Genomic DNA, 23,212 nt, shown 5'->3' on the forward strand with positions numbered 1-23,212 from the left:
TTCCCTCACGGACGCGGGATGCTAGAAACGCCTTCCGAACGAACACCATTAAGGACCACGCAGTTATGAGCGCCCATCAGGACGTCAAGAAAGTCGTTCTCGCCTATTCCGGCGGGCTGGACACTTCGGTCATCCTTCGATGGCTCCAGAAGACCTATAACTGCGAGGTCGTGACCTTTACGGCTGACCTTGGTCAGGGCGAAGAGCTGGAGCCGGCCCGCAAGAAGGCCGAGATGTTCGGCGTGAAGGAAATCTTCGTCGAGGATCTGCGCGAGACCTTCGTGAAGGACTATGTCTTCCCGATGTTCCGCGCGAACACGGTTTATGAAGGCCAGTACCTCCTCGGTACGTCCATCGCCCGTCCGCTGATCGCCAAGCGTCAGATCGAAATCGCCGAAGCTGTTGGTGCAGATGCTGTTGCCCACGGCGCAACCGGCAAGGGCAACGATCAGGTCCGTTTCGAACTTGGCTACTATGCGCTGAAGCCGGACGTGAAAGTCATTTCCCCATGGCGCGAATGGGAACTGACATCCCGCACGAAGCTGCTGGAATTCGCTGAAGAAAACCAGATCCCCGTTACGAAAGACAAACGCGGCGAAGCCCCCTTCTCCGTTGACGCCAACCTTCTGCACTCCTCTTCCGAAGGCAAGCTGCTCGAAGATCCGGCTGTCGCGCCTGACGAAATCGTTTTCCAGCGCACCATCTCCCCGGAAGCCGCGCCGGACAAGGCTACGGAAATCAGCATCGACTTCGTGAATGGTGACCCGGTTGCCATCAACGGCGTTGCGATGACCCCGGCAACACTGCTGACGCGCCTGAACGAGCTGGGCCGCGACAACGGCATCGGCCGTCTGGACATCGTGGAAAACCGCTTTGTGGGTATGAAGTCCCGCGGCATCTACGAAACGCCAGGTGGCACGATCCTGCTGGCTGCTCATCGTTCCATCGAGAGCATCACGCTGGACCGCGAAGCTGCCCATCTCAAGGACAGCATCATGCCGCGCTATGCGGAGCTGATCTATAACGGTTTCTGGTTCTCCCCAGAGCGCCGGATGCTTCAGGCTCTGATTGATGCCAGCCAGCATTCCGTCAACGGCCGTGTCCGCATGAAACTCTATAAGGGCAATGTCGTTTGCGTCGGACGCGAAAGCCCGAACAGCCTGTATGATACCCGCGTCGTGACATTTGAAGATGACGAGGGGGCGTATAACCAGCAGGACGCACAGGGCTTTATCAAGCTCAATGCCCTGCGCCTGCGTCTGGGTGGTCAGATTGGCCGCCGCGGCGGCGCACTCTAAGTACAAACCAGTAGCGGGGGACCATGACCAGCCTGTTTCGCCTTACATCAGCCTTGACCCTTTGCGGCGCACTCCTTGCAGGATGCGCCGGACACAAGGAAGACGCGCCAGAACTGACGCCCGAACAGTTCATGGCGAAAGTCCAGGCGGAACCGGGTGTCAAAACCCTCCCGGACGGACTGAGCTACAAGGTTTTGAAGTCCGGCCCCAAAGATGGTGAAAGTCCGCATCGTGGCTCCACCATCATGGTGATCTATGAAGGACGCCTGCCAGACGGCGGAATTTTTGACAGCTCTGATCAGCATGGCAGCGGTGCCTATATGGAAATGCCGCTGGATGGCCTGGTTGATGGCTGGCTCGAAGCTCTACCAATGATGCACGTTGGCGATGAATGGATGCTCTATCTTCCAGCCAAGCTAGGCTACGGGAAGCGCTCCATGGGCATCATTCCGCCCAACAGCCCACTCATCTTCAAGCTCCAGCTTCTGGGCGTCAATAACGGACAGCAGTAAGTCCTGCTGCTTCATTTAAGCCCTGTCAGAGAGGCCTCAAGGCCCCTCTGGCAGGCACCAATGCTCATTGCACCGCGCCTCATACAGCTCCTGATCTCCCGTTTCGAGAAGATGCCCAGTTTCATGTGTCTTGGCAGTCCACTGGGCCGGCTGATTGCAGACATGGCACCGAGCTTCCAGGTGAATAATTTCATCGGCGAACTGCATGAGCCTCGATACAATTTCAAACGGCTCCTGACGATAATCGCTATCCAGGCCACCAACAGTGACAGTTGCTCCGCGCAATCGAGCAGACTGCAACTCTGAAACGATATCTCCCTCGTAATGAGGTGAGACCATAAACTGCACTTCATCCAGAACAATGTGTGAATAGTTCTCGGAATGAGACGGCCAGCGCCGCACGGAACGCGCTGCGAAATGTGAGCCATCCCGACTGACCAGTTCTGCACCGTCACGCGTATCGAATCCCGGCTTCAGTGCCAGAACGCGTTCATGCGCAGACGCAGCCTTGATTAGATGCGAGGATTTTCCTGCAAACATTGGCCCCACATACAGTACCAGACGTCCCTTGCCGCTCATGCTTTCTCCTTCTGATGCGCCCATGAGCCCTATCGGGACGGTTTTGCCAAGAGCCACCCTTGCTGAACGCACCATGAAAATGCGACAAACCTTCTGTGATCAGATTAGACCCAGCAATCCGGCTTCCCCTGTTTATTGCCATTTTCATGGCAATTGTCTTTGTGGTTGGCCATGCCTGGGAAAATCGTGAACAGGCACCTCGAGAATATTCGAACGAGTGCAGTATCTGCCATCATGGTGGCCATGGGCAGGTGCGAGCCGTTGCTCCAATCTTCGGTCGGGTTGGGCATATTGCCCTGACTCCGGAAGGCCATCGCTACATTATCCACGTGCTGCTGAACGGTCTTGACGGACCGATCACAGCGGGTGGCGCTCCTTACAACAGTTCCATGCCATCATTCCATCGCCTTTCGGATGATGAAATTGCACGGATCCTGACATTTGTTGGAGGAAAAGAAATGGCCGCAGGGGGCCCAACATTCACGGCTGCTGAGATCGCTGAAGAGCGCAAACATCCGCTGTCACCTCAGGAAGTGCTGCTTGAACGCCAGAAACTGGAACAGCAGTCCCCTCTCCCATGAAACGGATCGCTTTTCTTGGTTGTCTCCCACTTGCCTGCTGCGGGAAGAAACCGGCTGGCCAAGCCGTTTATGGACCCAACTGCGGTATCTGCCACCATGGCGGAAGTGGAATGCCGGGTGAGACACCACCCCTGGTGGGGCGTGTGGATTTCATCGCCCAAACACCTGAAGGTCGCCACTATCTCGCAAATGTTCTTCTGAACGGCCTTCGCGGCGGTTTCACCACGCAGGGCTATCGCTATAACTATTCCATGCCCGCATATCGTGATCGCCTCACGGACCAGCAGATTTCTGATACTCTGAACTGGCTGATTGCACGCGGCAATATCAAGCCTTCCCCCACCATTACGCCAGCCGAGGTCGCCAGTGCACGTGCACAGCAGGGTGATCCGGCAGCGAGTTACCAAGAACGCCAGCTCCTGGAGCAGAAGCAGCCGCTTCCCTGAGAGCATGACCTTTCCCCAAAGCTGAAGACAGATCCATCATGCAGCGTGTATTTTCCGGCATTCAGCCAACTGGCATTCCTCATCTGGGTAACTACCTGGGTGCACTCCGCAACTGGGCGGCCATGCAGGCAGACCATGATTGTGTCTTCTGCCTCGTGGACATGCACTCGATCACGATGCCCTGGAATCCGGAAGACCTGCGTCGTCAGACGCTGGGTTCAGCAGCCTGCCTTCTGGCAACCGGCATTGAACCGACACGCCTCTACAACCAATCCGCCGTCAGCGCTCATGCGCGACTGGGATGGATTTTCAATTGTGTTTCCCGCCTCGGCTGGTTGAACCGGATGACACAGTTCAAAGACAAGGCTGGCAAGAACCGCGAGAACCACTCAGCGGGCCTCTATGTCTATCCCAACCTCATGGCCGCAGACATTCTGGCGTTCCACGCGACCCGCGTCCCCGTCGGTGACGATCAGAAGCAGCATATTGAGTTGGCCAATGACATCGCCCAGAAGTTCAACCATGATATGGATACGGAGTTCTTTCCGCAGATCGAGGCCTTTATTCCTCCAGCGGCAGCCCGCGTGATGAGCCTGCGCGACGGTACGAAGAAAATGTCCAAGTCGGACCCCTCCGAGCAGAGCCGCATTGTCCTGACAGACACCCCGGACGAAATCGCTCTGAAGATTCGCCGCGCCAAGACAGATTCCGACGCGCTACCAAGCGACGTTGAGGGGCTGGGAGACCGTGCAGAAGCCCGCAATCTGGTAGCTATTTACGCGGCCATGTCAGACGAGACGATGTCTGACGTTCTGGCGCGTTTCGGTGGACAGGGCTTTGGCCCGTTCAAAAACGCTCTGGCCGATCTGCTCGTGGAAAAACTTGGGCCAGTTGCCACCGAGACAGCCCGCCTGATGCAGAACGAAGATCACATTATCTCCGTCCTGCGCGCTGGCGCCGACCGGGCCCGTGAAATTTCCGAGCCAATCGTGCAGGAAGCAGAACGCTTGGTCGGTTTTATTCGCTGATTTTTTTCTTCTTGGACGAGCGGGACACCGGCTCGTCCAGAAGATCCATAATTTCCGCAGCCGCTGCATCCGCAGGCGTACCCACAGCAGGAGAGAGCTTTTCCAGCACCTCTTCAAATGCCATCTGCTGCTTCTTTGCCGCTGCCGGATCATCAAGCAGCTTTGAGACCATATCCGCCAGCTTTTCAGGCGTGCAGTTCTCCTGCAACATTTCCGGCACGACTTCACGTCCTGCCAGCAGATTGACCATGGCCACGTATGGCACCTTGATCATCCGACGCGCCATCATCGCCGTTAGCGGATTCACCCGATACGTCACCACCATCGGCACATTGCCCATGGCAAGCTCAAGCGTGGACGTCCCCGACTTTGTCAGAGCGCACTGAGCCGCTGCAAACGCATCGTGTTTATCATGAATATCAGTCACGATATGCGGCTGTACGGGCCATTTACGAATAAGGTTGCGCACGGTCGGCGCAATGACTGGAGCAACCGGTATCACCGGGCAGATGTCCGGATGCGTCTTGCGCACAATGTCCAGCATCTTGCGAAAAACTGGCAACAGCTTCGGAACTTCAGAGCGTCGGCTTCCTGGCATCAAAATCAGGACGGGTGCCGTTTCAGGAATATTATGCCGCGTCCGAAAGCGTGCAGCGTTTCCCTGTCTTACACCCGACTGCAACACTGGATGACCGACGAACCGCGCTTCCAGTCCTCTCTGCGCAAACCATTCCGGCTCAAACGGTAAAAGGCAGAGTAACCGATCCCACAGCCCAGGGAATTCCTTGACGCGATTTTCGCGCCAGGCCCAGACCTGCGGTGCAACGTAATGAACGCGCTTGAAGCCGGAATTTTCAATTTTCTGAAGAAGTCGAAGTGCAAAACCCGGGCTGTCTATTGTGACAACCAAATCAGGCTTACGAAGCTCAATATCCTGAACAGCTTCCAGAAGCCGCTGCCGCAAATGTCTGACCCTCGGCAAGACTTCCACAAGCCCCATGACAGCCAGATCACTCATCGGGAACAGGCTATGCAGCCCAAGGGCTTCCATGCGGCCACCCCCGACTCCGGCAAACACCAGCGTCGGGTCCTGCGCATGAAGCGCCAGCATGAGACGTGCACCAATCACGTCTCCGCTGGCTTCCCCTGCCAGAATCCAAATCACGCGCCCATGCTGAGGCGTGGGAGCCCCCGGCTGAAAGGCCCTATTGCCCGGCTGATGCGCCAGTTCGGATTCTGGAAGAGAGTTCATCGGCGCAACGTAGCTCCTGTTGCCTTGAGAACCGCAGCTTCCACCGATTTGGAAAGCGCTTCAAGGCCGACATCCGTCAGACTTTCGGTCTGTGGCTGCAGGACAACCTCAACACCGAGAGAACGATGCCCTTCCGGCAGGCTACCACCTTCAAAGACGTCAAAGAGGCGAACATCCTGAATCAGGTTCCGGTCGGCCATACGAACGGCCTTGAGAACAGCCTGTGCTTCAACATCCGGCCCAGCAAGGAACGCGAAGTCACGACGCACTGGCTGTAGCGCTGAGAGCGCAGGAGGGGTCTTCTTTTTAGCCTTAGGCTGAGGGATACGATCCAGATACAGCTCGAACGCCACGACAGTCCCAGTCAGACCAAGCGCGCGTGCCGTGCGAGGATGCAGTTCACCAAAGCTACCCAGAACCAGCTTAGGACCCTGCCGTACCTGACCTGACCGACCCGGATGATAAAAGCCCGGAGCATCTGCCGTGACAGACAAAGAAGCTTCCGGAACACCAAGCGCGGTCAACGCGGCCGTCAGATCCGCCTTGGCGTCCCAGAGCGTTGCTTCCTGCGCAGCCTGACCGGGTTCACGAGCCGTCAATCCGCCTCGCAAGCCAGCAACACGCAGGTGCTGACCTTCGAAATCAAAACATGGACCGATTTCAAACAATGCACCTTCGCCAGAAAGCCCCAGACCACGCGCCAGATTACGGCCGAGTGCACGCGCCAGATTGACAAGCGGCGTCGGGCGCAACTGATCCAGATCCATGGCGATCGGGTTCAGCAAACGCTGCGTTTCGGGCACATCACCAAACAGAACTGCGTCTTCATGAGCAACGAAGGAGAAACCAACCGTTTCCATCATCCCACGTGCTGCACAGATACGGCGCATTAGCGCTGCACGCGCCTGAAGAGGCGTGACTGCCGGAGCCGCGACCATGGCCAACTGAGGGAGTGGCACAGCCGGCACAGCATCCAGCCCATAAAGACGCAGCACTTCCTCTATGAGGTCACATTCTGCTTCCATGCGCGGAACATTCGCTGCTGCCTTTGCGGCAACGTCCTCATCAAGTGTGACGGCCTGAGCCAGAACCTGACCGGACGCAACGTCATTCCTCCAGGAAGGAACGGCGAAAGTTGCCTCCTCGTCATTCCGCTCAACGACCTCGAAGCCGAGATGCTCCAGAGACCGCACCGCCTCATCCGCAGGAATAGTGACGCCACCCAACGTTGCCAGACGCTCAAAACGCAGCGTAGCCGTACGTTTCCAATTGGGGAGTTCGCCAGCTTCCGTGATTTCGCTCGGCTGACCACCACACAGGTCACGGATCATTGCTGTGGCCGCTTCGAGCCCGCTACGAACCAGCGCAGGATCAATGCCGCGCTCGAAACGCTGACGGGCATCCGTATGAATGGCGAGACGGCGGCCAGTCAGAGCAATCCGAACAGCATCGAACAACGCGGATTCAACAAACACGTCTGTCGTGTTCTCATCCACACCGCTCTGCTGACCACCCATGATGCCCGCAAGCGACTGCACACCAGCATCATCGACGATCACCATATCGTCCGTCCCCAGGACGTACTCATTGCCATCCAGCGCCGTGAAAGTCTCACGTGCCGCGTGGGTCACGGTCAGGGTGCTGCCAGAAAGTTTCGCAACATCAAAGACATGCAGAGGCCGACCGAGATCATATGTGAGGTAGTTCGTGACATCCACCAGAGCCGAAATCGGCTTCACGCCAACCGCCTGAAGACGGCGCTGCAGCCAACTCGGGCTTGGACCATTCTTCACGCCACGAATGACACGGCCTACCACGTACGGGCAGTCAGGATTTTCGGACTTCCACGAGATCGGTGATTCGAAATCACCCTCAAGAGCTTCCGTCAGCCATGGCTTGAGATGACCAATGCCAGCTGCAGCCAGATCACGCGCAATACCGCGAATGCTCAGCGCATCGCCACGGTTCGGTGTAATCGCGATTTCAATGACCGGGTCATCAAGCTCGGCGTAAGTCGCATAAGCCTCACCGATCGGAGCCGTTTCTGGCAGTTCGGCAATACCGTTGCTCTCCTCACCAAGACCCAGCTCACGCAGGGAACACAGCATACCTCCGCTTTCCTCACCGCGGATTTTGCCCTTCTTGATGGTGATATCCAGCCCCGGAACATACGTCCCCGGAGGCGCAAAAATCACATGGAGGCCAGTACGTGCATTCGGTGCACCGCATACGACCTGCAAATCTTCATAACCCGCACCAGCAGCGACGCGGCAAAGTTGAAGACGGTCCGCATCCGGATGGCGATGTGCTTCCAGAATTTTGGCCGTTCTAAAACCTGCCAGCTTCTCGGCGGGGTTTTCAACGCTCTCAACTTCAAGACCGATGCCGTTCAGACGGGCACAGATCTCTTCGCAAGACGCTGTAAAATCAAGATGTTCACGCAGCCAGGAGAGAGAGAACTTCATGTCACACGCCCTCCGTCAGCGTGGCGGGAGAGAAAGCGGAAAATCCGTAGTGACGCAGCCAGCGCAGGTCACTCTCATAGAACGACCGCAGATCCGGAATACCATTCTTGAGCATGGCCAGACGCTCAACGCCCATGCCAAACGCAAAGCCCTGCCACTCCGCCGGATCAAGCCCACAATTGGCCAGCACGCGCGGGTGCACCATGCCGGACCCCAGAACTTCCAGCCAATCGGACCCTCCGCCAATCTCGCCTGTCGCCTTGGACCAACCGATATCCACTTCCATGGAAGGCTCAGTAAATGGGAAATAAGATGCACGGAAACGCACCGGCAGATTAGGCTTGTCGAAGTAGACGCGCAGGAACTCGATCAGGCAGCCCTTGAGGTGCCCAAGAGTAATATTGCGATCAATGACCAGACCTTCGCACTGATGGAACATCGGCGAATGGGTTGCGTCATGATCGGCACGATACGTGCGGCCGGGAGCAATGATGCGGATGGGTGGCTTCTGACCAATCATGGTCCGGATCTGAACGCCAGACGTCTGGGTCCGGAGAACACGCGGTTCATTGCTGCCTGATTTGGGCGGAAGATAAAAAGTATCGTGCTCGGTCCGTGCCGGATGGTGATCCGGCGTATTGAGTGCCGAGAAATTATGCCATTGGCTTTCGACATCAGGCCCTTCCGCGACGGAAAAACCCATGGCGCCAAAGATGGCTGTCATTTCTTCAATGGTGCGGCTGATCGGATGAATGGCACCTGTCACCACAGAAGGGGCAGGCATCGTGATGTCCACCCGTTCGGCTTTCAGGCGTGCTTGAAGCGCTTCCTCTTCAATCTCCCGACCGCGATCTTCGATCACCTTGGTCAATTCGTCCCGCAGGCGGTTTAAAGCCTGTCCGCGCAGTTTGCGCTCTTCGGGGTCGAGTTTGCCAAGCTGTTTGAGCAGCCCGGTGAGAGCGCCAGACTTGCCCAGCGTTCCAACGCGAACGGCATCCCATTGCGCGCGGTCCTGAGCAGCGCCCAGCGCAGCAAGAGTTTCATTCTTCAGCGTGTCGAGATCGTCAGCCATACCGCCCATCGCTTACAGTACAAATACAAAACGGGCCGCCCTGATAACAGGACGGCCCGCCAGTCACCAGCCCCCACACGTGGGGATCAGGTCTGAATAGCTCAGGCTGCGAGAGCGGCCTGTGCCTTCTTGACGATTTCTGCGAAAGCAGCTGCGTCGTCGAAAGCAATGGCAGCAAGAACCTTACGGTCGATCTCGATGCCAGCCTTGTCCAGGCCATTGATGAACTTGCTGTACGTCAGACCGTGCTCACGGACAGCAGCGTTGATACGCTGGATCCACAGAGCGCGGAAATCACGCTTCTTGTTGCGACGGTCGCGATACGCATAGCGCAGCGCCTTCTCAACGCGCTCGAGAGCAATACGGTAGTTCGTAGACGAACGGCCGCGGTAACCCTTGGCGAGATCGAGAACTTTCTTGTGACGGGCGTGCGTCGTTACGCCCCGCTTAACACGTGCCATGTACCTTAATCTCCCTTAGAGCCCGTAGGGCGCCCACTGCTTGATGGTCTTTGCGTCCATATCCGTCATGGTCTGAGGACCACGGTTGGTGCGCTTCATCTTCTGCGGGCGGTTGATAAGGCCGTGACGCTTGTTGCCTGGGCCGCACATTACCTTGCCGGTCGCGGTGATCTTGAACCGCTTCTTGACCGACGACTTCGTCTTCATCTTGGGCATTTCGGTCTCCCTCGCCGTAAACGATTGGTCCCACCGAAGCGGGACTCTGCACGGCCGGGCATGCCACTTATGGCCCGGACGCGTACACGGAGCGGCTGCCTTATCCCATCGAACTGATTCCGCCAAGGACTTTATTTTCTTTAGCGCGCAAGCAAAAGACGCCTCTTTGTTCAAGTCACGTCACTGTGATCTCACTCACAGTGACGTGAGCAACATGAACCATCTGACATCTTGATTCTTAAAGCGCTTCTATGTGTTTGTCCGAAGGTCAAGTGCTGCACCAAATAACAGCTCTAGGAACATCATGAGCACATCATCCCGGCCAGGGCTCTGGGCCCTGATCACGGCCGCGGTCTTCGCGCTTTGCGGCGCGATCCTCACCGTGGGAGGCGCATGGGCCGCTTCCCTCGGCGGCCCTCTGTATTATCTCCTTCTCGGCATCGCACTTCTTGCGACCGCCTTCCTCGCATGGCGCCGTAACCCGGCTGCCCTGTGGCTCTTTGCTGCTGTAGTGTTCGCGACGGTCGTATGGGAACTCTCCGTGGTCGGTCTCGACCTCTGGGCACTGGTTCCCCGCTCCGACATCGTGATCATTCTTGGCATCTGGCTGCTGATCCCGTTCGTGTCCCGTCAGATCGGTGGCACACGCGCATCTGTCCTTCCCCTGGCAGGCTCCGTCGGTCTCGCCGTACTGGTTCTTGCTGCCGGTCTTTTCACAGACCCGCACGACATCAGCGGCAACCTGCCAACAGAGCTGACCAACGCAGCACCGGTTGACGCAGATAACGTTCCAGATAGCGAGTGGCACGCCTATGGCCGCACGCAGGCTGGCGATCGCTGGTCTCCGCTGAAGCAGATCAACTCGTCCAACGTTCAGAACCTCAAGGTGGCATGGCACATCCACACCAAGGATCTGATGGGACCGAACGATCCAGGCGAAGCAACCAACGAAGTCACGCCGATTGAATTCGACAACACGCTGTATCTGTGCTCGCTGCACCAGAAGCTCTGGGCCGTTGATGCCGCAACGGGTCACGTCAAATGGACGTTCGATCCACGCCTGCAGATCAACCCTGGCTTCCAGCATCTGACGTGCCGTGGTGTGAGCTTCCACCAGACGCCAGCCGATGCCACGGACAGCGATGGCAACCCTGCTCCGACCGATTGCGCCAAGCGTATCGTTCTGCCGGTCAACGATGGCCGCCTTGTCGAAGTCGATGCAGAAACCGGGCAGAAGTGCTCTGGCTTCGGCAACGATGGCGAACTGGATCTGCGCCTGCCGAACCAGCCTTACACCACGCCGGGCATGTATGAACCGACGTCTCCGCCGGTCATCACCGACAAGCTGATCATTGCCAACAGCGCCATCACCGATAACGGCTCCATCAAGCAGGCATCGGGCGCAACGCAGGCATTTGACGTTTATACCGGCAAGCGCGTGTGGGTGTTTGACGCATCCAACCCTGACCCGAACCAGATGCCAGACCCGGATCATCCGGTCTTCCATCCGAACTCTCCAAACTCCTGGATCGTGTCGTCCTACGACAAGAACCTGAACCTCGTTTACATCCCAATGGGCGTAGGTACGCCGGATCAGTGGGGCGGTTACCGCACCAAGGAATCCGAGCGCTTTGCTCCGGGTATCGTCGCGCTGAACGCAGAGACGGGTAAGCTGGCCTGGTATTACCAGACCGTTCACCATGACCTGTGGGACATGGACGCCCCGTCCCAGCCGAGCCTCGTAGACATCACGTCGAAAGACGGCACGATTGTTCCGTCCATCTACGTTCCGACAAAGACTGGCGACATTTTCGTTCTTGACCGTCGTACGGGCAAGGAAGTCGTCCCGGCTCCGGAAACACCTGTTCCTGGTGGCGCCGCACCGGGCGATCACACCAGCCCAACGCAGCCGATGTCTCAGCTGAGCCTACGTCCGAAGGCCCCCCTCTCCGATTCCGATATCTGGGGTGGCACGATCTTCGACCAGATGTTCTGCAGCATTTACTTCCACTCCCTTCGCTATGAAGGTCCGTTCACGCCGCCGTCACTCCAGGGATCTCTGATCTTCCCGGGCGACCTCGGCATGTTCGAATGGGGTGGTCTGGCTGTCGATCCGCAGCGTCAGGTGGCTTTTGCCAACCCTATCTCGCTGCCGTTCGTTTCCCGTCTGGTGCCCCGTGGTCCGGGTAACCCGCTATGGCCGGAACCGAACGCAAAGGGCTCTGGTGGCGAAACTGGTCTGCAGCCGAACTACGGCATCCCCTATGCTGTTGATCTGCATCCGTTCATGGACCCGGTCCTGCTGCCGCTTGGCATCAAGATGCCTTGCCGTACACCGCCTTGGGGTTATGTGGCCGGTATCGATCTGCGCACCAACAAGGTGGTCTGGCAGCATCGTAACGGTACGCTCCGTGACTCCATGCACGGCAGCTCCCTGCCCATTCCGCTGCCTCCGATCAAGATCGGCGTCCCGAGCCTCGGCGGCCCGCTCTCCACGGCTGGCAACGTTGGCTTCCTGACAGGCACGATGGACTACTACATCCGCGCCTACGACCTGACGACAGGCAAGACCCTGTGGCAGGATCGCCTCCCAGCTGGCGCGCAAGCCACGCCAATGACCTATGCGGTCAATGGAAAGCAGTTCGTTGTCACTTATGCTGGTGGCCACAACTCCTTCCCGACCGTTATGGGCGACGATCTGATTGCTTACAGCCTCGCTGATCAGAAGTGATCATTGAGTAAGCCATTGGTTATCGAGAAAAAGGGGTACCTTCGGGTGCCCCTTTTTTTGTCTTCAAGTCCCGGCAAAAGCTTTCTAAGTTCTCGTTACGTTATGAAATATATTCCATAAAGTAAGGGCGTCATGCATTTTTCTCGATCTGGAATGGCTCTGGCCATCTTTGGGCTCATCGCCGTCGTTCCGTCTCCAGCCCACAGCGATGATACTGTTTCCGTAACGGCGGTGCTGGATCCGAGCCATCACGGACGTCTCATCTATCCGCCGGCTGAACTTGAACTGCGGCATTCGGGATCGGCACATATTGTCTGCGTCATCACAAAGGACGGTCAGCCTCAAAGCTGTGAAACTTCAGCGAGCGCACCGGATTTCGCACTTGCAGCAGAAGCCTATGCCTATTCATCCAAGTTTCTTCCGGCATACCAGGACAGCAAACCCGTTGAAGGCCGCTGGGAAAAGACCATTCCCTTCCAGGCCCAGGGAACAGCAACCGTCCCCGTCGTGGATCATCAGCACACTCCACGCCCCTACTATCCAGACTTTGCGAACGACAGAAATATTACAGGAAGAGTAGCCGTCACCTGTCAGGTTGATACTGCAGGCATCGCGCATGACTGCATCGCCAGCCCGGGGCCCGAAATTTTACGACGGGCAGCGCTCGCTTATTTCACGCTGGCCAGATACCTTCCGGCTATGAAAGACGGGCAACCCATCTCAGCCCCCTATCATGGCAACATAAACTGGGAGTCAGACGCGAAAGACCGGAACGACGGGTTCCGCTGAAATCTTGTGTCTGCACGCTGGTCCATTCCATAATCAGCATCGAAAGCCCTGTCGGTTCAGGGCAAAAAACTGCACAGAGGCTATTCATGACCCTTCGCAAATTTGCTCTTCTTGCCTTCGCTACCATCGCTTTCGGCGGCCAGTTCGCACATGCCAAATCTCAGCCCTGCCGGGACGCCAAAGGCAAATTCACAAAGTGTGAAGCACCAAAGAAGCCGAAGGCCTGCCGGGATGCCAAAGGCAAGTTCACCAAATGTGACGTAACAGCTCCGCAAGTTGCTCAGCCTGCTCACTAAGCTCAAACAAAAAAGCCCCTGTCAGCAGACGCTGGCAGGGGCTTTTTTGAAAGACTGAGATCGTTAGGCAGCAGCACGCTTGAGGATGGCCTGAGCCATTGCCTCAACGCCATTTCCACGGTTCGTGGACAGTGCTTTGACCAGCCCCATATTATGCAAAAAGACCGGGCTCGTCTGAAGGACCTCTTCACGGCTCCGCCCTGAATACACCCTTAGCAAAAGGGCTACCAATCCCTGAACAATGGCCGCATCTGAAGCGCCAGCAAAGAAGAGCTTACCATCACGGTCTTCCGCTTCGAGCCAGACCTGGCTTTGACACCCCGGAACACGGTGGACATCGTCCTGCCATTCCGAAGGGAAAGCCGGAAGTTTGCGGCCCATTTCAATAATATACTGATACCGCTCCATCCAGTCGTCGAACATCGCCAGTTCGGCTTCAATTTCCTCGATGGCAGCGGTCGCCGTCTCTTCCTGAGGGGCAAGAAAGGCATCTCTCACAAAAAACGTCTCCGTCACAGGATAAAGCGGCTCAAATCACCCTTGCGGGCAAGCGGCGCCACCCTGTCACGAACATCCTCTGCCGTCACCCTCACGGTCTCGCCTTTCCGGTCAGATGCAGTAAATGAGACGTCCTCCAGCAGCTTTTCCAGAACTGTTGCCAAACGGCGGGCCCCAATGTTTTCAACCCGCTCGTTAATATCAGCCGCCAGTTCCGCCAAAGCATCCACGGCATCGTCACCGAATTCCAGCGTCACACCTTCTGTACCCAGCAGACTCACATACTGCTTCAGAAGCGAATGCTCAGGCTCCAGCAGAATACGCTTCAAATCGTCTCTGCTCAGGCCAGCCAACTCCACACGAATAGGCAGACGCCCCTGCAATTCCGGCAGAAGATCTGAAGGCTTGGCAATGTGAAAGGCTCCGGACGCGATAAACAGGATATGGTCCGTCTTCACCGAGCCATACTTCGTGCTGACGGTCGTCCCCTCAATCAGCGGAAGAAGGTCACGCTGCACGCCTTCACGAGAGACATCTCCGCTGCGCGTTCCATGCTCAGATGTCGCACAAACCTTGTCGATTTCATCCAGGAACACAATGCCATGGTTCTGGGTGTGCTCTATGGCTTCGCGCGTCAGGGCTTCATCATCCAGAAGTTTGTCCGCTTCCTCACGGATTAACTGCTCGCGGGCCACCGAAACCTTCAGTTTCTTGCGTGAAGGCATCCGGTTCATGAACCCCTTCATCATATCGTTGAAACTGATGACCTGCCCGGGCTGGAGACCTGGAATATCGCTGCTCTCCTTACCGCGCTGTGGATCAGGAGCAATCTGGATTTCAATTTCTTTGTCTTCTAAAGCGCCATCTCGCAGCATCTGGCGAAACTTCACCTTGGTGTCGGCCGTCGCGCCTTCTCCAACCAGCGCATCAACGAGCCGGGTTTCGGCGGCGGCCTCAGCTTTCTCCTGCACGTCTTTGCGGCGTCCATCCCGCAGCATGGTCAGAGAGACCTCGACAAGATCCCGGACAATACTGTCCACGTCCCGCCCGACGTAGCCAACTTCCGTAAACTTGGTCGCTTCCACTTTCAGGAACGGAGACTGCGCCAGCTTGGCCAGTCGACGGGCGATTTCTGTCTTGCCGCAACCTGTAGGGCCAATCATGAGAATGTTTTTGGGAACAACCTCATCCTTCAAGCCTTCAGGAAGCTGGGACCGGCGCCAGCGATTACGCATCGCGATGGCAACTGCACGTTTTGCGTCGGACTGACCAACAATAAAGCGATCAAGCTCGGATACGATTTCGTGGGGGGCAAAATTTGGAACAGACATCTCAGGAGGCCTCCCCGCCTAGTGTTTCCAGCGTCACGGAATAGTTCGTGTAAACGCAGATATCACCGGCAATTTTCATGGACCGACGCGCGATTTCCTCGGCGCTCAGGCCCTCCACCGTCATCAATGCCCGCGCTGCAGACAGTGCGTAATTTCCGCCGGAGCCAATGGCCACAATGCCGTCTTCCGGCTCCAGCACATCGCCATTTCCGGTCAGGGTGAAAGAGCGGTCTGCGTCAGCCACCAGCATCATGGCTTCCAGACGCCGCAGATAGCGGTCCGTGCGCCAGTCTTTCGCCAGTTCGACGCAGGCCCGCTCAAGCTGCCCTGGATACCGCTCAAGTTTCGCTTCAAGTCGCTCCAGCAGGGTAAAGGCGTCAGCCGTGGCACCGGCAAAACCCGCAAGGATATTGCTGTGAGGGCCAATTCGCCGAACCTTGCGAGCATTACCCTTGATAACGGTCTGCCCGAGGGAGACCTGGCCGTCCCCCGCCATGGCCACCCGGCCATCGCGACGGACACAAAGAATGGTCGTGCCATGCCAGCCGACCGGATCGTGGGGAGTGATTTGGTAAGACATCACTCAAAAAGATGGTGCGGATATAGCGCCTGACAAGAGGACCTCTCCTGTCAGGTTATATTGCCTCCTGCATCAGCCGCCTGATCGCATCCTGTAGTCCCTTCTGCGTAAAGGGCTTGGGCAATGGCTCATTTTCAGACTGGGTATCTGTGTGGCCACTGATGAACAGCACTTTGAGATGCGACATTTTTTCCATCAGGATGGCTGCACAGGTCGGTCCATCATGGTCGGGCATGCGCATATCAATCACCGCCAGATCGAAGGGTCCCTTTTCATCTGTCAGCGCCAGAGCCTCGGACAGAGAAGATGCAGAAGCAACCTCATGCCCGTCCTGACGAAGAAAACCCTCCGTCACCATGCGAACCGGCGCCTCATCATCGACAACCAATACCTTCAGGGAACGCGGTTTCTCATCTTCCGCAGCCCGATCTGCCACAACATCGCTCCTGACGACCGGAAGCAGCAATGTCATGCACGTCCCTTTGCCGGGCGTGCTGTCCACAACGATTTCGCCATAACTCCGGCTCAGGAACCCATACACACTGGAAAGGCCCAGCCCTGTTCCACGCCCGACATCCTTGGTGGTGAAAAATGGATCGAAAATCCGTTTCATCACCTCGGGTGACATGCCCTCACCTTCATCGACCACATCAATGGCCACCGCACGATCCAGGCAACATTCCGGAGGCAGCGTCGTGAATTTCTGCCCCACTACACGCGCCGACACCGACACTGTCCCACCCTGCGTCATGGCATCCCGAGCATTCACACAGAGGTTCAGAAGCGCCATTTCAAGCTGATCCTGATCCGACCAGACCGCGGGGAAATCAACAGGCATTTCCTCAAGAGACAGTTTACAGGCCACACTTTTTTCACCGCTTCGCCGCTTGAGACTTTGAACCAGAAGCGCTTCCAGCCCCGGCAGAAGATCCTGCAACGCCACCGGCGCCAGACGCGCTTCACGCGGACGTCCAAACTGAAGTAGCCGCCGTGTCAGCACAGCACCACGCTGCGCAGATTCCATAGCGTTCTTCACCAGAGCACTGGATGTCTCATCCAGGTCCACCATGTCTTCCAGCAGTTCCAGAGACCCGGAAATAGCAGCAAGCAGATTGTTGAAATCGTGCGCGATCCCCCCAGCCAACGTACCAAGAGACTGAAGCTTGTCCGCCTGCCGCAGACGGCTTTCCATCAGCACTCGCTGCGTAACGTCCCGATCCATGCTGACCTGCCATCGGTCTTCCGTCGGAACGCCCTGCGGCCACGCCAGAGAAAGGCGGCTCAATTCGTGCCAGCGCTGAACGCTTCCTCCGTCATGATCGGGCAGAACTTCAGCAACCAGTCGCTCTTCCTGCCCCGTACTACGGACATTCTCGCGCATTTGCTGAACATCATCACGCAGTACTTCCGGGAAGTGCATCAGTTCGTCGTTAAAATCCTGTACAACGTCTTTCACATTGCTCCGAATACAGCGCCCCTGAGCATCAGAAAAAACAAGACCCATCGGAAGGGCATCCATCAAGCCCCGCAACAGAGCCTGCTCCGTCTGCAGCGCCCGTTGGGCAATACAATGCTGCGTCACTTCCCCGACCAAAGACCGAAGCGCATCCGAATCCCAGGGTTTGTGCACGTAAGCCTGCACCTGTCCAAGGTTCAGGGCAGACACCACGGCATCCAAATCCGCATAGCCCGTCAGCAGAATACTGCGCGCATCCGAAAACTCGCGCGCCCGCATCAAAAGCTGATCCCCCGTCAGTCCAGGCATCCGCTGATCGGAGATAATGGTGGCAACATCCGGATGCGCCCGCAAAAGCTCCAGAGCTCGCAGCGGATCCGTCGTTGCAAGAATTTCGTACTGGTCTTCCAGCAGATCTTCCAGGGCGACAAGGATTTCTTCCTCGTCATCCACCAGCAAAATACGGGGACGTAATGGCCCCTTCACGCTCCACACACTCATACGGAACGTCCCGTTGCCACCGGCCCGTCTTCCGTCATTGTGACGGGAAGGCTGAGCCGGAAACACGCCCCTATTCCACGGCCATCCGGCAAATGGGCATCTGTAATTTCGATAATGCCATCATGGGCTTCCATCACACTATAAGCGATCGCAAGCCCCAACCCCGTGCCTGTTCCAACCGGCTTGGTTGTGAAGAACGGATCGAACACCCTATTTCTCAGTTCCATCGGCAAACCCGGGCCATCATCGCTGATCGTCATGTCATACCGGCCATTTTCAAGACGGGACTTGATCACAATACGCCCCTGCACAGGGCCGCCCTCAGGCGAGATGTCAGCCAATGCATCGGCTGCATTGGAAATAATATTCATAACCACCTGATTCAGAAACGCAGGCTGACAGACCAAATGCGCCGGAGCCTGCAAATCCTTTTCAATTCTAATGTCCGGACCAAGCTTATGTCCCAGCAACGCCAATGCTGTCTCAAGTGCACTGGGAACATCGACTGTCTGGAATGAACTTTCATCCAGCCGGGAAAATCGCCGGAGACTCAAAACGAGATTCTGAATCCGCTGCAACCCGAGCTTCATGGATTCCAGACGTGAAATCCCCTTCTGCATGAGCGGCGCCCCATCCTCTGGACTCCCCATCGCCTGAAGGCGCTTGAGCGTCCGCTCCACTGTGTCGGCATGGGCGATTGTGAAGGCTAGCGGATTGTTAATCTCATGAGCGATACCCGCCACCAGCTCACCCAACGAAGCCATCTTGGCAGTCTGCACGAGTTTCGACTGCGCCTGAATCAACTGTTCGTTTGTGCGCGCTAATTCCATATTGGCCTGCGCCAGTGCTTCAGCCATTTCGGCCTTCGCCCTTGCCGCTTCTAAAGTAAGCGCATTCTGCTGCCGCTCAATTTCCTGCTGCCGGAACTCATCCTGCGCCATACGTCTTTGCGCAAGCGTCCTGATCCGCATGGCGAGGGCTTCGATGGCAATGTCGCTGGGAACCAGATCGTCAATGCCGGCCTCGAAGAATTCACCGGAAGATTGCCTCCGGAAGCGTGAGGCCTCCACGATACCAAGCGTTCGGAACGGAATTCCACCGGCTTCCAGAACAGCCTGACGGCGTGCATCCAGAAGACGGCAAAACTTGAGATCCTCATCTCCGCTCCCCAGTTCCAGAACCAAACAGTCAGGACCATCTGCGCCGCGCAACCATCCACCATCAATCAGATCGTCTGAACGCTCGATAGACGTGACCGTATGCCCATCACGCCAGAGCAGCTCACCCAACGTTGTCTCAGGTGCATCTTCAGTAATCTCTTCGTCTTCCTCCTCTTCACGGGGAGAATTGACGATGACAATTCTTGCCCGGCGAAAGCGAGAGGCTTCATCCACCTGAAGAAGCTCCGGTCCTTCCCGAAGCAAAGCGCGCATCCGCAACACCAGCAGGTCAGGATGAGCGGATTTGGAAATATAGGCATCTGCCCCACTTTCCAGCCCCTCTCGCTCACCGCCGGGAAAAGCATCTTCCGTCAGCATCAGGATCGGAATGGTGCGTGTCAGGGCATCCAACCGCAAACGCCGCGCCAACTGCCCACCCGTCATGCCGGGCAGCTCAGAGCACACGACCACAAGGTCAGGCATCAGATCCTCAACCGTTCCCAAAGCAGCTTCACCGCTGCCGAGACAGGTCACGGTGAAGCCTTCCTTTAGAAGAACACGCCAGATCCGCTGGGCATGAGCATCATCCGGCTCCACGAGCAGAACACGTGCGGTCTCTGTGGCTCCGAGCGGAGCTTTAAGATCAGAATGCAGCATGAGAATGACGGAATGTTTGCATTAACGGCCTCTTGCAGCTAGTCCGAAGCTGATGTTCGTCCGATTTCCAAGGGGCGAAGATAACTCCCGTTACCGGATCAGTGGAAGCCGTATCTCATGGACATTCAGCCCTCGCGCAACCTGACGGATCGCCTGCTCAACTCCCGCAGCGGGGAAAGCGGCCCTCTTTCAACCGGCGCGCTGATCCGGACGGGCATCTGGTCCATCTGCTATTTCGCCTTCTACTTTGCCCAGCAGGTCGCAGAGCTTCTCGCTCCGCTTCTCCTGATTCTTGGTCTTGGCTGGTATATCCTTCCGCACATCGTGAACGCCATTACGACAAGTGCTGCGAGTGCCGACCCGCAGGCGAAAGACATCATGAACCATGTGGCGGGCACCCTGCCGACCCACCTTCAGATCGGCAGTCACCTGCTAACCCCAGGCTCCCTCATGTTCGACGGCTTTCTCCTGATGGGACTTGCCGCAATTGGAGCGACCCTGTCCGCACTGGCCGCTCGCAACATGTAAGACCCAGGCTCAGGGAGTAAGGAGATGGCCGATACCCGGCCATAAAGTCACGAGCTCCCCAGCCTTCCAGTGCCATAGTGCGGCCACGCCTCCGCCGACCACCACAAGACTGAGCCCCCACGCGGCACTCCAAGTCCCAAGACTTCCAATCATTTTCGTCCCGACAGTCTCGGGTTTACCCAGACCGTGGGTTACTGTCCGGGAATGTAGAACAAACGCATGTTTCGCAGCGTCCCGTGCTTCGGACGCGCTTAGTCCAACAGGATAAGACTGTGATGTTTCAGGGCCTGGAGGCTCTTCAGTCTCAGCCTTGAGCAAGGACAAGTCATCAGGCGGAATTTGCGCAAGCTCAGCCTCCTGCGCCTCTTGTAAAGGCCAGCTATCCCCACAGTTCGCGCAACGCAGCCGCCGCGCCTGCTCCAAAAGTGAATCAGGCACTTCAAAAACAGCATGACAGTGGGGACATTCAACACGCATCACGGTATCCTTCAAAAATCAGACCGTACCGGCCTCGGTCTGACCTCAACTGGGTTGCCCATATGACGAGGTTGTCGTTAATAAATGGTTAATACGCCTGCAACACCTTTGATCGTTTTCATATGATCCGCCTGCGCGATGTCTCCCTGAAACCTGCTGGCGTTGGGCAGCCTGTTCTGCACGGCATGACCCTGACAATCCCTCAGGGAGAATTCCGCTGGCTTCTCGGGCCATCAGGCGCAGGCAAATCCAGCCTTCTCAAGCTTCTGACACTCGGGGCAAAACCCGCCTCAGGCCAAATGGATATTCTCAACACCCCAGTCACGGGCGCCAGCCGAAGCACTCTACGGAACCTGAGAAGACGTATCGGGTTCGTCCCACAGGATTACCGCCTGATCGGAGAGTGGAATGTTTTTGACAACGTCGCCCTCCCGTTGCGTCTGCGCGGGCGCTCCGAACGCGATATTCGACAGGAGGTTTTTGCCGTCCTGGACTGGCTGGATGTTTCCCCGCATGCCCATTCCCGACCGACCACTCTTTCCGGGGGCGAACAGCAGCGTGTTGCCATTGCACGCGCCCTGATCGGACGACCCGATATCCTTCTTGCCGATGAACCAACAAACGCTCTTGAGGATTCTCAGGCCAGACGCCTTCTTGCAACGTTCCAGGAACTGATTGATCTGGGAACAACCGTGATTGTCGCGACGCATAACGAAGGCCTCGTGCGCGATGCTCCCGCCCCATCCATCATGCTTCGTGATGGCACGCTCGATCCGCATGCAAATGAGGCGATAGCGTGAGCCGCCGCGTCTCTCCCGGTCTGCGCTCAGGCAGCCTCCCTCTGCTTGTTGCTCTCATGACCCTGCTGGCTGGCTTGGCTCTTGCTGGTTTGACCGGTGTTCAAGCGCTTGCAGATGGCTGGGCGCAGGCGGCCCAAAGTGCTGCAACGATCGAAATCCCGACGGACATTCCAAACGCCTCAGATCGCACGGACGCACTCATTCACGCTCTCAAAGCCTTGCCGGGCGTTACCAACCTGCAAAAGCTTTCCACAGACAAAGTGCAGGATCTACTGGCGCCCTGGCTTGGCCAGCCTACGGATTCACGGAAAGGCTTGCCGGGCCTCTCACTGCCCACCGTCCTCATCGTCGCCCACACGCCTGACGCTAACCTAAGCTCCACTGTTCATGAGACGTTACCCGAAGCCATTGTTCAGGAAGACATGCAGTGGGGCCAGAGGCTTGAACATTTGGGCACAAGCCTCGTCGGATGCGCCTGGCTTGCTGTTATCCTGATCGCAGCGATTGCCGTTTTATCCATTGGCATCACTGTCCGCCGCTCTGTCGCTGCCCAGAAACGGGCTGTGGAAATCGTGCATTCCCTTGGCGCCGGGGACTTTACAATTTCCAGCCATATTGCCGGTCGGGCTGCACTCCTCAGCTTTATGGGCGGCGTGGCTGGCCTCGTCCTCCTCACGCCACTGACAACCTCCCTTGCCACAACCCTCGCCCCCTTCACGCATCAGGCCACCGTCCCAAGCACCTTTCCGACAACACTAGATGGCTGGTGGACGACACTCCGCATTTTACCTCTCAGCCTCCTGAAAGAGCTCGGTGCCCTGCCCGTCATTGCGGCTCTTCTGGGATGGATCACAGCTCAGGGCGTTGTGCTCGTGTGGCTTCGTCGATTGCCGTGAAGGCCTTTCTTTCCTCGCTGTTTCTTATTGCCGTGCTCTGGTCGGCTGGCTTCGTCTGGTTCATCCACGATTCCCGACAGCCACCGCACGTTGCCACTGTCTGCGATGGCATCGTCACCCTCACAGGCGGCCAATCCCGTATCGAAACCTCCCTCACCCTTCTCAAGGGCGGATATGGCCAGCTTCTACTGATTTCTGGCGTAGGGCCCCATGTTACACTCGATCAACTTGTGCGCCTTCAGAACCAGACCCTTTCCAACGATTTGGCCAGCCGTGTCACTCTGGGCCGCCGCGCCGTCAGTACGATTGGTAATGCGTATGAGATCACGACGTGGGCCAGAGATCACAAGATGCACAGCCTGCTGGTCGTTACCGCTGGCTACCACATTCGCCGCGCCATTATAGAGCTCAGCCGGACTGCCCCAGATCTGGAACTCGTGCCTTATCCGGTTCTCCCGCCAGCTCTGGAAGCGCCACTGTCCCGCCAGACCCTGCACTTACTCATCCGGGAATATTTCAAACTTCTGGGCGCAGAACTTAGTAATCTGACGGGCTTACCAGACGGCAAGATTGGCCTTACGCCTCACTAAGGCCTCTTGTGC

General features: G+C 57.1%; 24 protein-coding genes. 12 read left to right on the top strand and 12 right to left on the bottom strand.

Annotated features, from left to right (window positions below):
* Positions 1-65 precede the first annotated feature (65 nt).
* Positions 66-1,298, top strand: coding sequence for an argininosuccinate synthase (locus KP702_RS14685; RefSeq protein WP_046901287.1), 1,233 nt, complete (start codon positions 66-68; stop codon positions 1,296-1,298).
* Positions 1,299-1,321: 23 nt separating this feature from the next.
* Positions 1,322-1,810, top strand: a complete 489-nt coding sequence (locus KP702_RS14690) for an FKBP-type peptidyl-prolyl cis-trans isomerase (RefSeq protein ID WP_086633024.1) — start codon at positions 1,322-1,324, stop codon at positions 1,808-1,810.
* 36 nt (positions 1,811-1,846) lie between these two features.
* Here KP702_RS14690 and KP702_RS14695 read toward each other — a convergent pair whose 3' ends face one another.
* Positions 1,847-2,389: a thymidine kinase gene (locus tag KP702_RS14695; RefSeq protein WP_202207643.1), complete on the bottom strand. Its 543-nt coding sequence runs from the start codon at positions 2,387-2,389 to the stop codon at positions 1,847-1,849.
* 95 nt (positions 2,390-2,484) lie between these two features.
* Between KP702_RS14695 and KP702_RS14700 the strand changes: the two genes are divergently transcribed.
* The 3 genes from KP702_RS14700 to trpS are packed head-to-tail and all read left to right on the top strand — an operon-like array spanning position 2,485 to position 4,444.
* Positions 2,485-2,970 (top strand): cytochrome c, encoded by a 486-nt coding sequence (locus KP702_RS14700; protein WP_086633022.1) that lies wholly within the window; start codon positions 2,485-2,487, stop codon positions 2,968-2,970.
* A complete protein-coding gene (locus KP702_RS14705) occupies positions 2,967-3,416 on the top strand; it encodes a cytochrome c (RefSeq protein ID WP_215769301.1) in 450 nt (149 codons plus the stop codon). The genes KP702_RS14700 and KP702_RS14705 overlap by 4 nt, the downstream gene beginning before the upstream one ends.
* 38 nt (positions 3,417-3,454) lie before the next feature.
* Positions 3,455-4,444 (top strand): tryptophan--tRNA ligase, encoded by a 990-nt coding sequence (gene trpS / locus KP702_RS14710; protein WP_202207645.1) that lies wholly within the window; start codon positions 3,455-3,457, stop codon positions 4,442-4,444.
* On the opposite strand, the gene lpxB is transcribed toward trpS, so the two are convergent.
* From lpxB to rpmI, 5 genes are all read right to left on the bottom strand, one after another.
* Positions 4,434-5,696 (bottom strand): lipid-A-disaccharide synthase, encoded by a 1,263-nt coding sequence (lpxB, locus tag KP702_RS14715; protein ID WP_202207646.1) that lies wholly within the window; start codon positions 5,694-5,696, stop codon positions 4,434-4,436. The genes trpS and lpxB overlap by 11 nt on opposite strands.
* The gene (pheT, locus tag KP702_RS14720) at positions 5,693-8,161 is read right to left on the bottom strand and encodes a phenylalanine--tRNA ligase subunit beta (protein WP_202207647.1); all 2,469 of its coding nucleotides are present in this window, start codon (positions 8,159-8,161) and stop codon (positions 5,693-5,695) included. Before pheT ends, lpxB begins: the two co-directional genes overlap by 4 nt.
* Before the next feature lies 1 nt (position 8,162).
* Positions 8,163-9,233 carry a phenylalanine--tRNA ligase subunit alpha gene (pheS, locus tag KP702_RS14725; RefSeq protein ID WP_202207648.1) on the bottom strand — a complete coding sequence of 357 codons (1,071 nt, stop codon included), beginning with the start codon at positions 9,231-9,233 and terminating at the stop codon, positions 8,163-8,165.
* Positions 9,234-9,334: 101 nt separating this feature from the next.
* On the bottom strand, positions 9,335-9,694 hold the full coding sequence (gene rplT / locus KP702_RS14730) for a 50S ribosomal protein L20 (RefSeq protein ID WP_007282845.1): 360 nt from the start codon (positions 9,692-9,694) through the stop codon (positions 9,335-9,337).
* A gap of 15 nt (positions 9,695-9,709) precedes the next feature.
* Positions 9,710-9,910: a 50S ribosomal protein L35 gene (gene rpmI / locus KP702_RS14735; protein WP_046901279.1), complete on the bottom strand. Its 201-nt coding sequence runs from the start codon at positions 9,908-9,910 to the stop codon at positions 9,710-9,712.
* A 304-nt stretch (positions 9,911-10,214) separates the two neighbouring features.
* On the opposite strand from rpmI, the gene KP702_RS14740 reads away from it, so the two are divergent.
* The 3 genes from KP702_RS14740 to KP702_RS14750 all read left to right on the top strand — a co-directional run bounded on the left by KP702_RS14740 (position 10,215) and on the right by KP702_RS14750 (position 13,726).
* The gene (locus KP702_RS14740) at positions 10,215-12,641 is read left to right on the top strand and encodes a glucose/quinate/shikimate family membrane-bound PQQ-dependent dehydrogenase (RefSeq protein ID WP_215769302.1); all 2,427 of its coding nucleotides are present in this window, start codon (positions 10,215-10,217) and stop codon (positions 12,639-12,641) included.
* 132 nt (positions 12,642-12,773) lie between these two features.
* Positions 12,774-13,430: an energy transducer TonB gene (locus tag KP702_RS14745; protein ID WP_202207650.1), complete on the top strand. Its 657-nt coding sequence runs from the start codon at positions 12,774-12,776 to the stop codon at positions 13,428-13,430.
* A gap of 86 nt (positions 13,431-13,516) precedes the next feature.
* Positions 13,517-13,726 (top strand): hypothetical protein, encoded by a 210-nt coding sequence (locus KP702_RS14750; RefSeq protein ID WP_202207651.1) that lies wholly within the window; start codon positions 13,517-13,519, stop codon positions 13,724-13,726.
* A gap of 63 nt (positions 13,727-13,789) precedes the next feature.
* Here KP702_RS14750 and KP702_RS14755 read toward each other — a convergent pair whose 3' ends face one another.
* Genes KP702_RS14755 through KP702_RS14775 form a run of 5 tightly spaced genes read right to left on the bottom strand, consistent with a single transcriptional unit; the run spans position 13,790 to position 19,909 of the window.
* Complete coding sequence (locus KP702_RS14755) at positions 13,790-14,224, bottom strand: SufE family protein (protein ID WP_202207652.1); 435 nt, start codon at positions 14,222-14,224, stop codon at positions 13,790-13,792.
* A gap of 14 nt (positions 14,225-14,238) precedes the next feature.
* The gene (hslU, locus tag KP702_RS14760; RefSeq protein WP_202207653.1) at positions 14,239-15,555 is read right to left on the bottom strand and encodes an ATP-dependent protease ATPase subunit HslU; all 1,317 of its coding nucleotides are present in this window, start codon (positions 15,553-15,555) and stop codon (positions 14,239-14,241) included.
* Between the two features lies 1 nt (position 15,556).
* On the bottom strand, positions 15,557-16,135 hold the full coding sequence (gene hslV, locus KP702_RS14765) for an ATP-dependent protease subunit HslV (protein WP_200898348.1): 579 nt from the start codon (positions 16,133-16,135) through the stop codon (positions 15,557-15,559).
* A gap of 55 nt (positions 16,136-16,190) precedes the next feature.
* Positions 16,191-18,092, bottom strand: a complete 1,902-nt coding sequence (locus KP702_RS14770; RefSeq protein WP_202207654.1) for a response regulator — start codon at positions 18,090-18,092, stop codon at positions 16,191-16,193.
* Positions 18,089-19,909 (bottom strand): ATP-binding protein, encoded by a 1,821-nt coding sequence (locus KP702_RS14775; RefSeq protein WP_202207655.1) that lies wholly within the window; start codon positions 19,907-19,909, stop codon positions 18,089-18,091. The genes KP702_RS14770 and KP702_RS14775 overlap by 4 nt, the downstream gene beginning before the upstream one ends.
* A gap of 117 nt (positions 19,910-20,026) precedes the next feature.
* On the opposite strand from KP702_RS14775, the gene KP702_RS14780 reads away from it, so the two are divergent.
* Positions 20,027-20,437: a hypothetical protein gene (locus KP702_RS14780; protein WP_086633011.1), complete on the top strand. Its 411-nt coding sequence runs from the start codon at positions 20,027-20,029 to the stop codon at positions 20,435-20,437.
* Positions 20,438-20,446: 9 nt separating this feature from the next.
* Here KP702_RS14780 and KP702_RS14785 read toward each other — a convergent pair whose 3' ends face one another.
* A complete protein-coding gene (locus tag KP702_RS14785) occupies positions 20,447-20,914 on the bottom strand; it encodes a zinc-ribbon domain-containing protein (RefSeq protein ID WP_202207656.1) in 468 nt (155 codons plus the stop codon).
* A gap of 122 nt (positions 20,915-21,036) precedes the next feature.
* Between KP702_RS14785 and KP702_RS14790 the strand changes: the two genes are divergently transcribed.
* The 3 genes from KP702_RS14790 to KP702_RS14800 are packed head-to-tail and all read left to right on the top strand — an operon-like array spanning position 21,037 to position 23,200.
* Positions 21,037-21,714, top strand: a complete 678-nt coding sequence (locus tag KP702_RS14790; RefSeq protein WP_046901269.1) for a cell division ATP-binding protein FtsE — start codon at positions 21,037-21,039, stop codon at positions 21,712-21,714.
* Positions 21,711-22,610, top strand: a complete 900-nt coding sequence (locus tag KP702_RS14795) for an ABC transporter permease (RefSeq protein WP_202207657.1) — start codon at positions 21,711-21,713, stop codon at positions 22,608-22,610. Before KP702_RS14790 ends, KP702_RS14795 begins: the two co-directional genes overlap by 4 nt.
* Positions 22,559-23,200 (top strand): YdcF family protein, encoded by a 642-nt coding sequence (locus tag KP702_RS14800; protein WP_373687864.1) that lies wholly within the window; start codon positions 22,559-22,561, stop codon positions 23,198-23,200. The genes KP702_RS14795 and KP702_RS14800 overlap by 52 nt, the downstream gene beginning before the upstream one ends.
* Positions 23,201-23,212: the final 12 nt, after the last annotated feature.

Source organism: Gluconobacter sp. P5B12 (assembly GCF_018812035.1).
Taxonomy (GTDB): Bacteria; Pseudomonadota; Alphaproteobacteria; order Acetobacterales; family Acetobacteraceae; genus Gluconobacter.

Excerpts from the sequence above, each read along its gene's own strand:
- rplT (WP_007282845.1), bottom strand. The coding sequence starts at position 9,694 with ATGGCACGTGTTAAGCGGGGCGTAACGACGCACGCCCGTCACAAGAAA.
- hslU (WP_202207653.1), bottom strand. The coding sequence starts at position 15,555 with ATGTCTGTTCCAAATTTTGCCCCCCACGAAATCGTATCCGAGCTTGAT.
- KP702_RS14690 (WP_086633024.1), top strand. The coding sequence starts at position 1,322 with ATGACCAGCCTGTTTCGCCTTACATCAGCCTTGACCCTTTGCGGCGCA.
- KP702_RS14740 (WP_215769302.1), top strand. The coding sequence starts at position 10,215 with ATGAGCACATCATCCCGGCCAGGGCTCTGGGCCCTGATCACGGCCGCG.
- KP702_RS14750 (WP_202207651.1), top strand. The coding sequence starts at position 13,517 with ATGACCCTTCGCAAATTTGCTCTTCTTGCCTTCGCTACCATCGCTTTC.
- KP702_RS14695 (WP_202207643.1), bottom strand. The coding sequence starts at position 2,389 with ATGAGCGGCAAGGGACGTCTGGTACTGTATGTGGGGCCAATGTTTGCA.
- KP702_RS14770 (WP_202207654.1), bottom strand. The coding sequence starts at position 18,092 with ATGAGTGTGTGGAGCGTGAAGGGGCCATTACGTCCCCGTATTTTGCTG.
- KP702_RS14775 (WP_202207655.1), bottom strand. The coding sequence starts at position 19,909 with ATGCTGCATTCTGATCTTAAAGCTCCGCTCGGAGCCACAGAGACCGCA.
- hslV (WP_200898348.1), bottom strand. The coding sequence starts at position 16,135 with ATGTCTTACCAAATCACTCCCCACGATCCGGTCGGCTGGCATGGCACG.
- KP702_RS14780 (WP_086633011.1), top strand. The coding sequence starts at position 20,027 with ATGGACATTCAGCCCTCGCGCAACCTGACGGATCGCCTGCTCAACTCC.
- KP702_RS14745 (WP_202207650.1), top strand. The coding sequence starts at position 12,774 with ATGCATTTTTCTCGATCTGGAATGGCTCTGGCCATCTTTGGGCTCATC.
- KP702_RS14785 (WP_202207656.1), bottom strand. The coding sequence starts at position 20,914 with ATGCGTGTTGAATGTCCCCACTGTCATGCTGTTTTTGAAGTGCCTGAT.
- KP702_RS14800 (WP_373687864.1), top strand. The coding sequence starts at position 22,559 with ATGGATCACAGCTCAGGGCGTTGTGCTCGTGTGGCTTCGTCGATTGCC.
- lpxB (WP_202207646.1), bottom strand. The coding sequence starts at position 5,696 with ATGAACTCTCTTCCAGAATCCGAACTGGCGCATCAGCCGGGCAATAGG.
- KP702_RS14705 (WP_215769301.1), top strand. The coding sequence starts at position 2,967 with ATGAAACGGATCGCTTTTCTTGGTTGTCTCCCACTTGCCTGCTGCGGG.
- KP702_RS14790 (WP_046901269.1), top strand. The coding sequence starts at position 21,037 with ATGATCCGCCTGCGCGATGTCTCCCTGAAACCTGCTGGCGTTGGGCAG.
- pheS (WP_202207648.1), bottom strand. The coding sequence starts at position 9,233 with ATGGCTGACGATCTCGACACGCTGAAGAATGAAACTCTTGCTGCGCTG.
- pheT (WP_202207647.1), bottom strand. The coding sequence starts at position 8,161 with ATGAAGTTCTCTCTCTCCTGGCTGCGTGAACATCTTGATTTTACAGCG.
- KP702_RS14685 (WP_046901287.1), top strand. The coding sequence starts at position 66 with ATGAGCGCCCATCAGGACGTCAAGAAAGTCGTTCTCGCCTATTCCGGC.
- rpmI (WP_046901279.1), bottom strand. The coding sequence starts at position 9,910 with ATGCCCAAGATGAAGACGAAGTCGTCGGTCAAGAAGCGGTTCAAGATC.
- trpS (WP_202207645.1), top strand. The coding sequence starts at position 3,455 with ATGCAGCGTGTATTTTCCGGCATTCAGCCAACTGGCATTCCTCATCTG.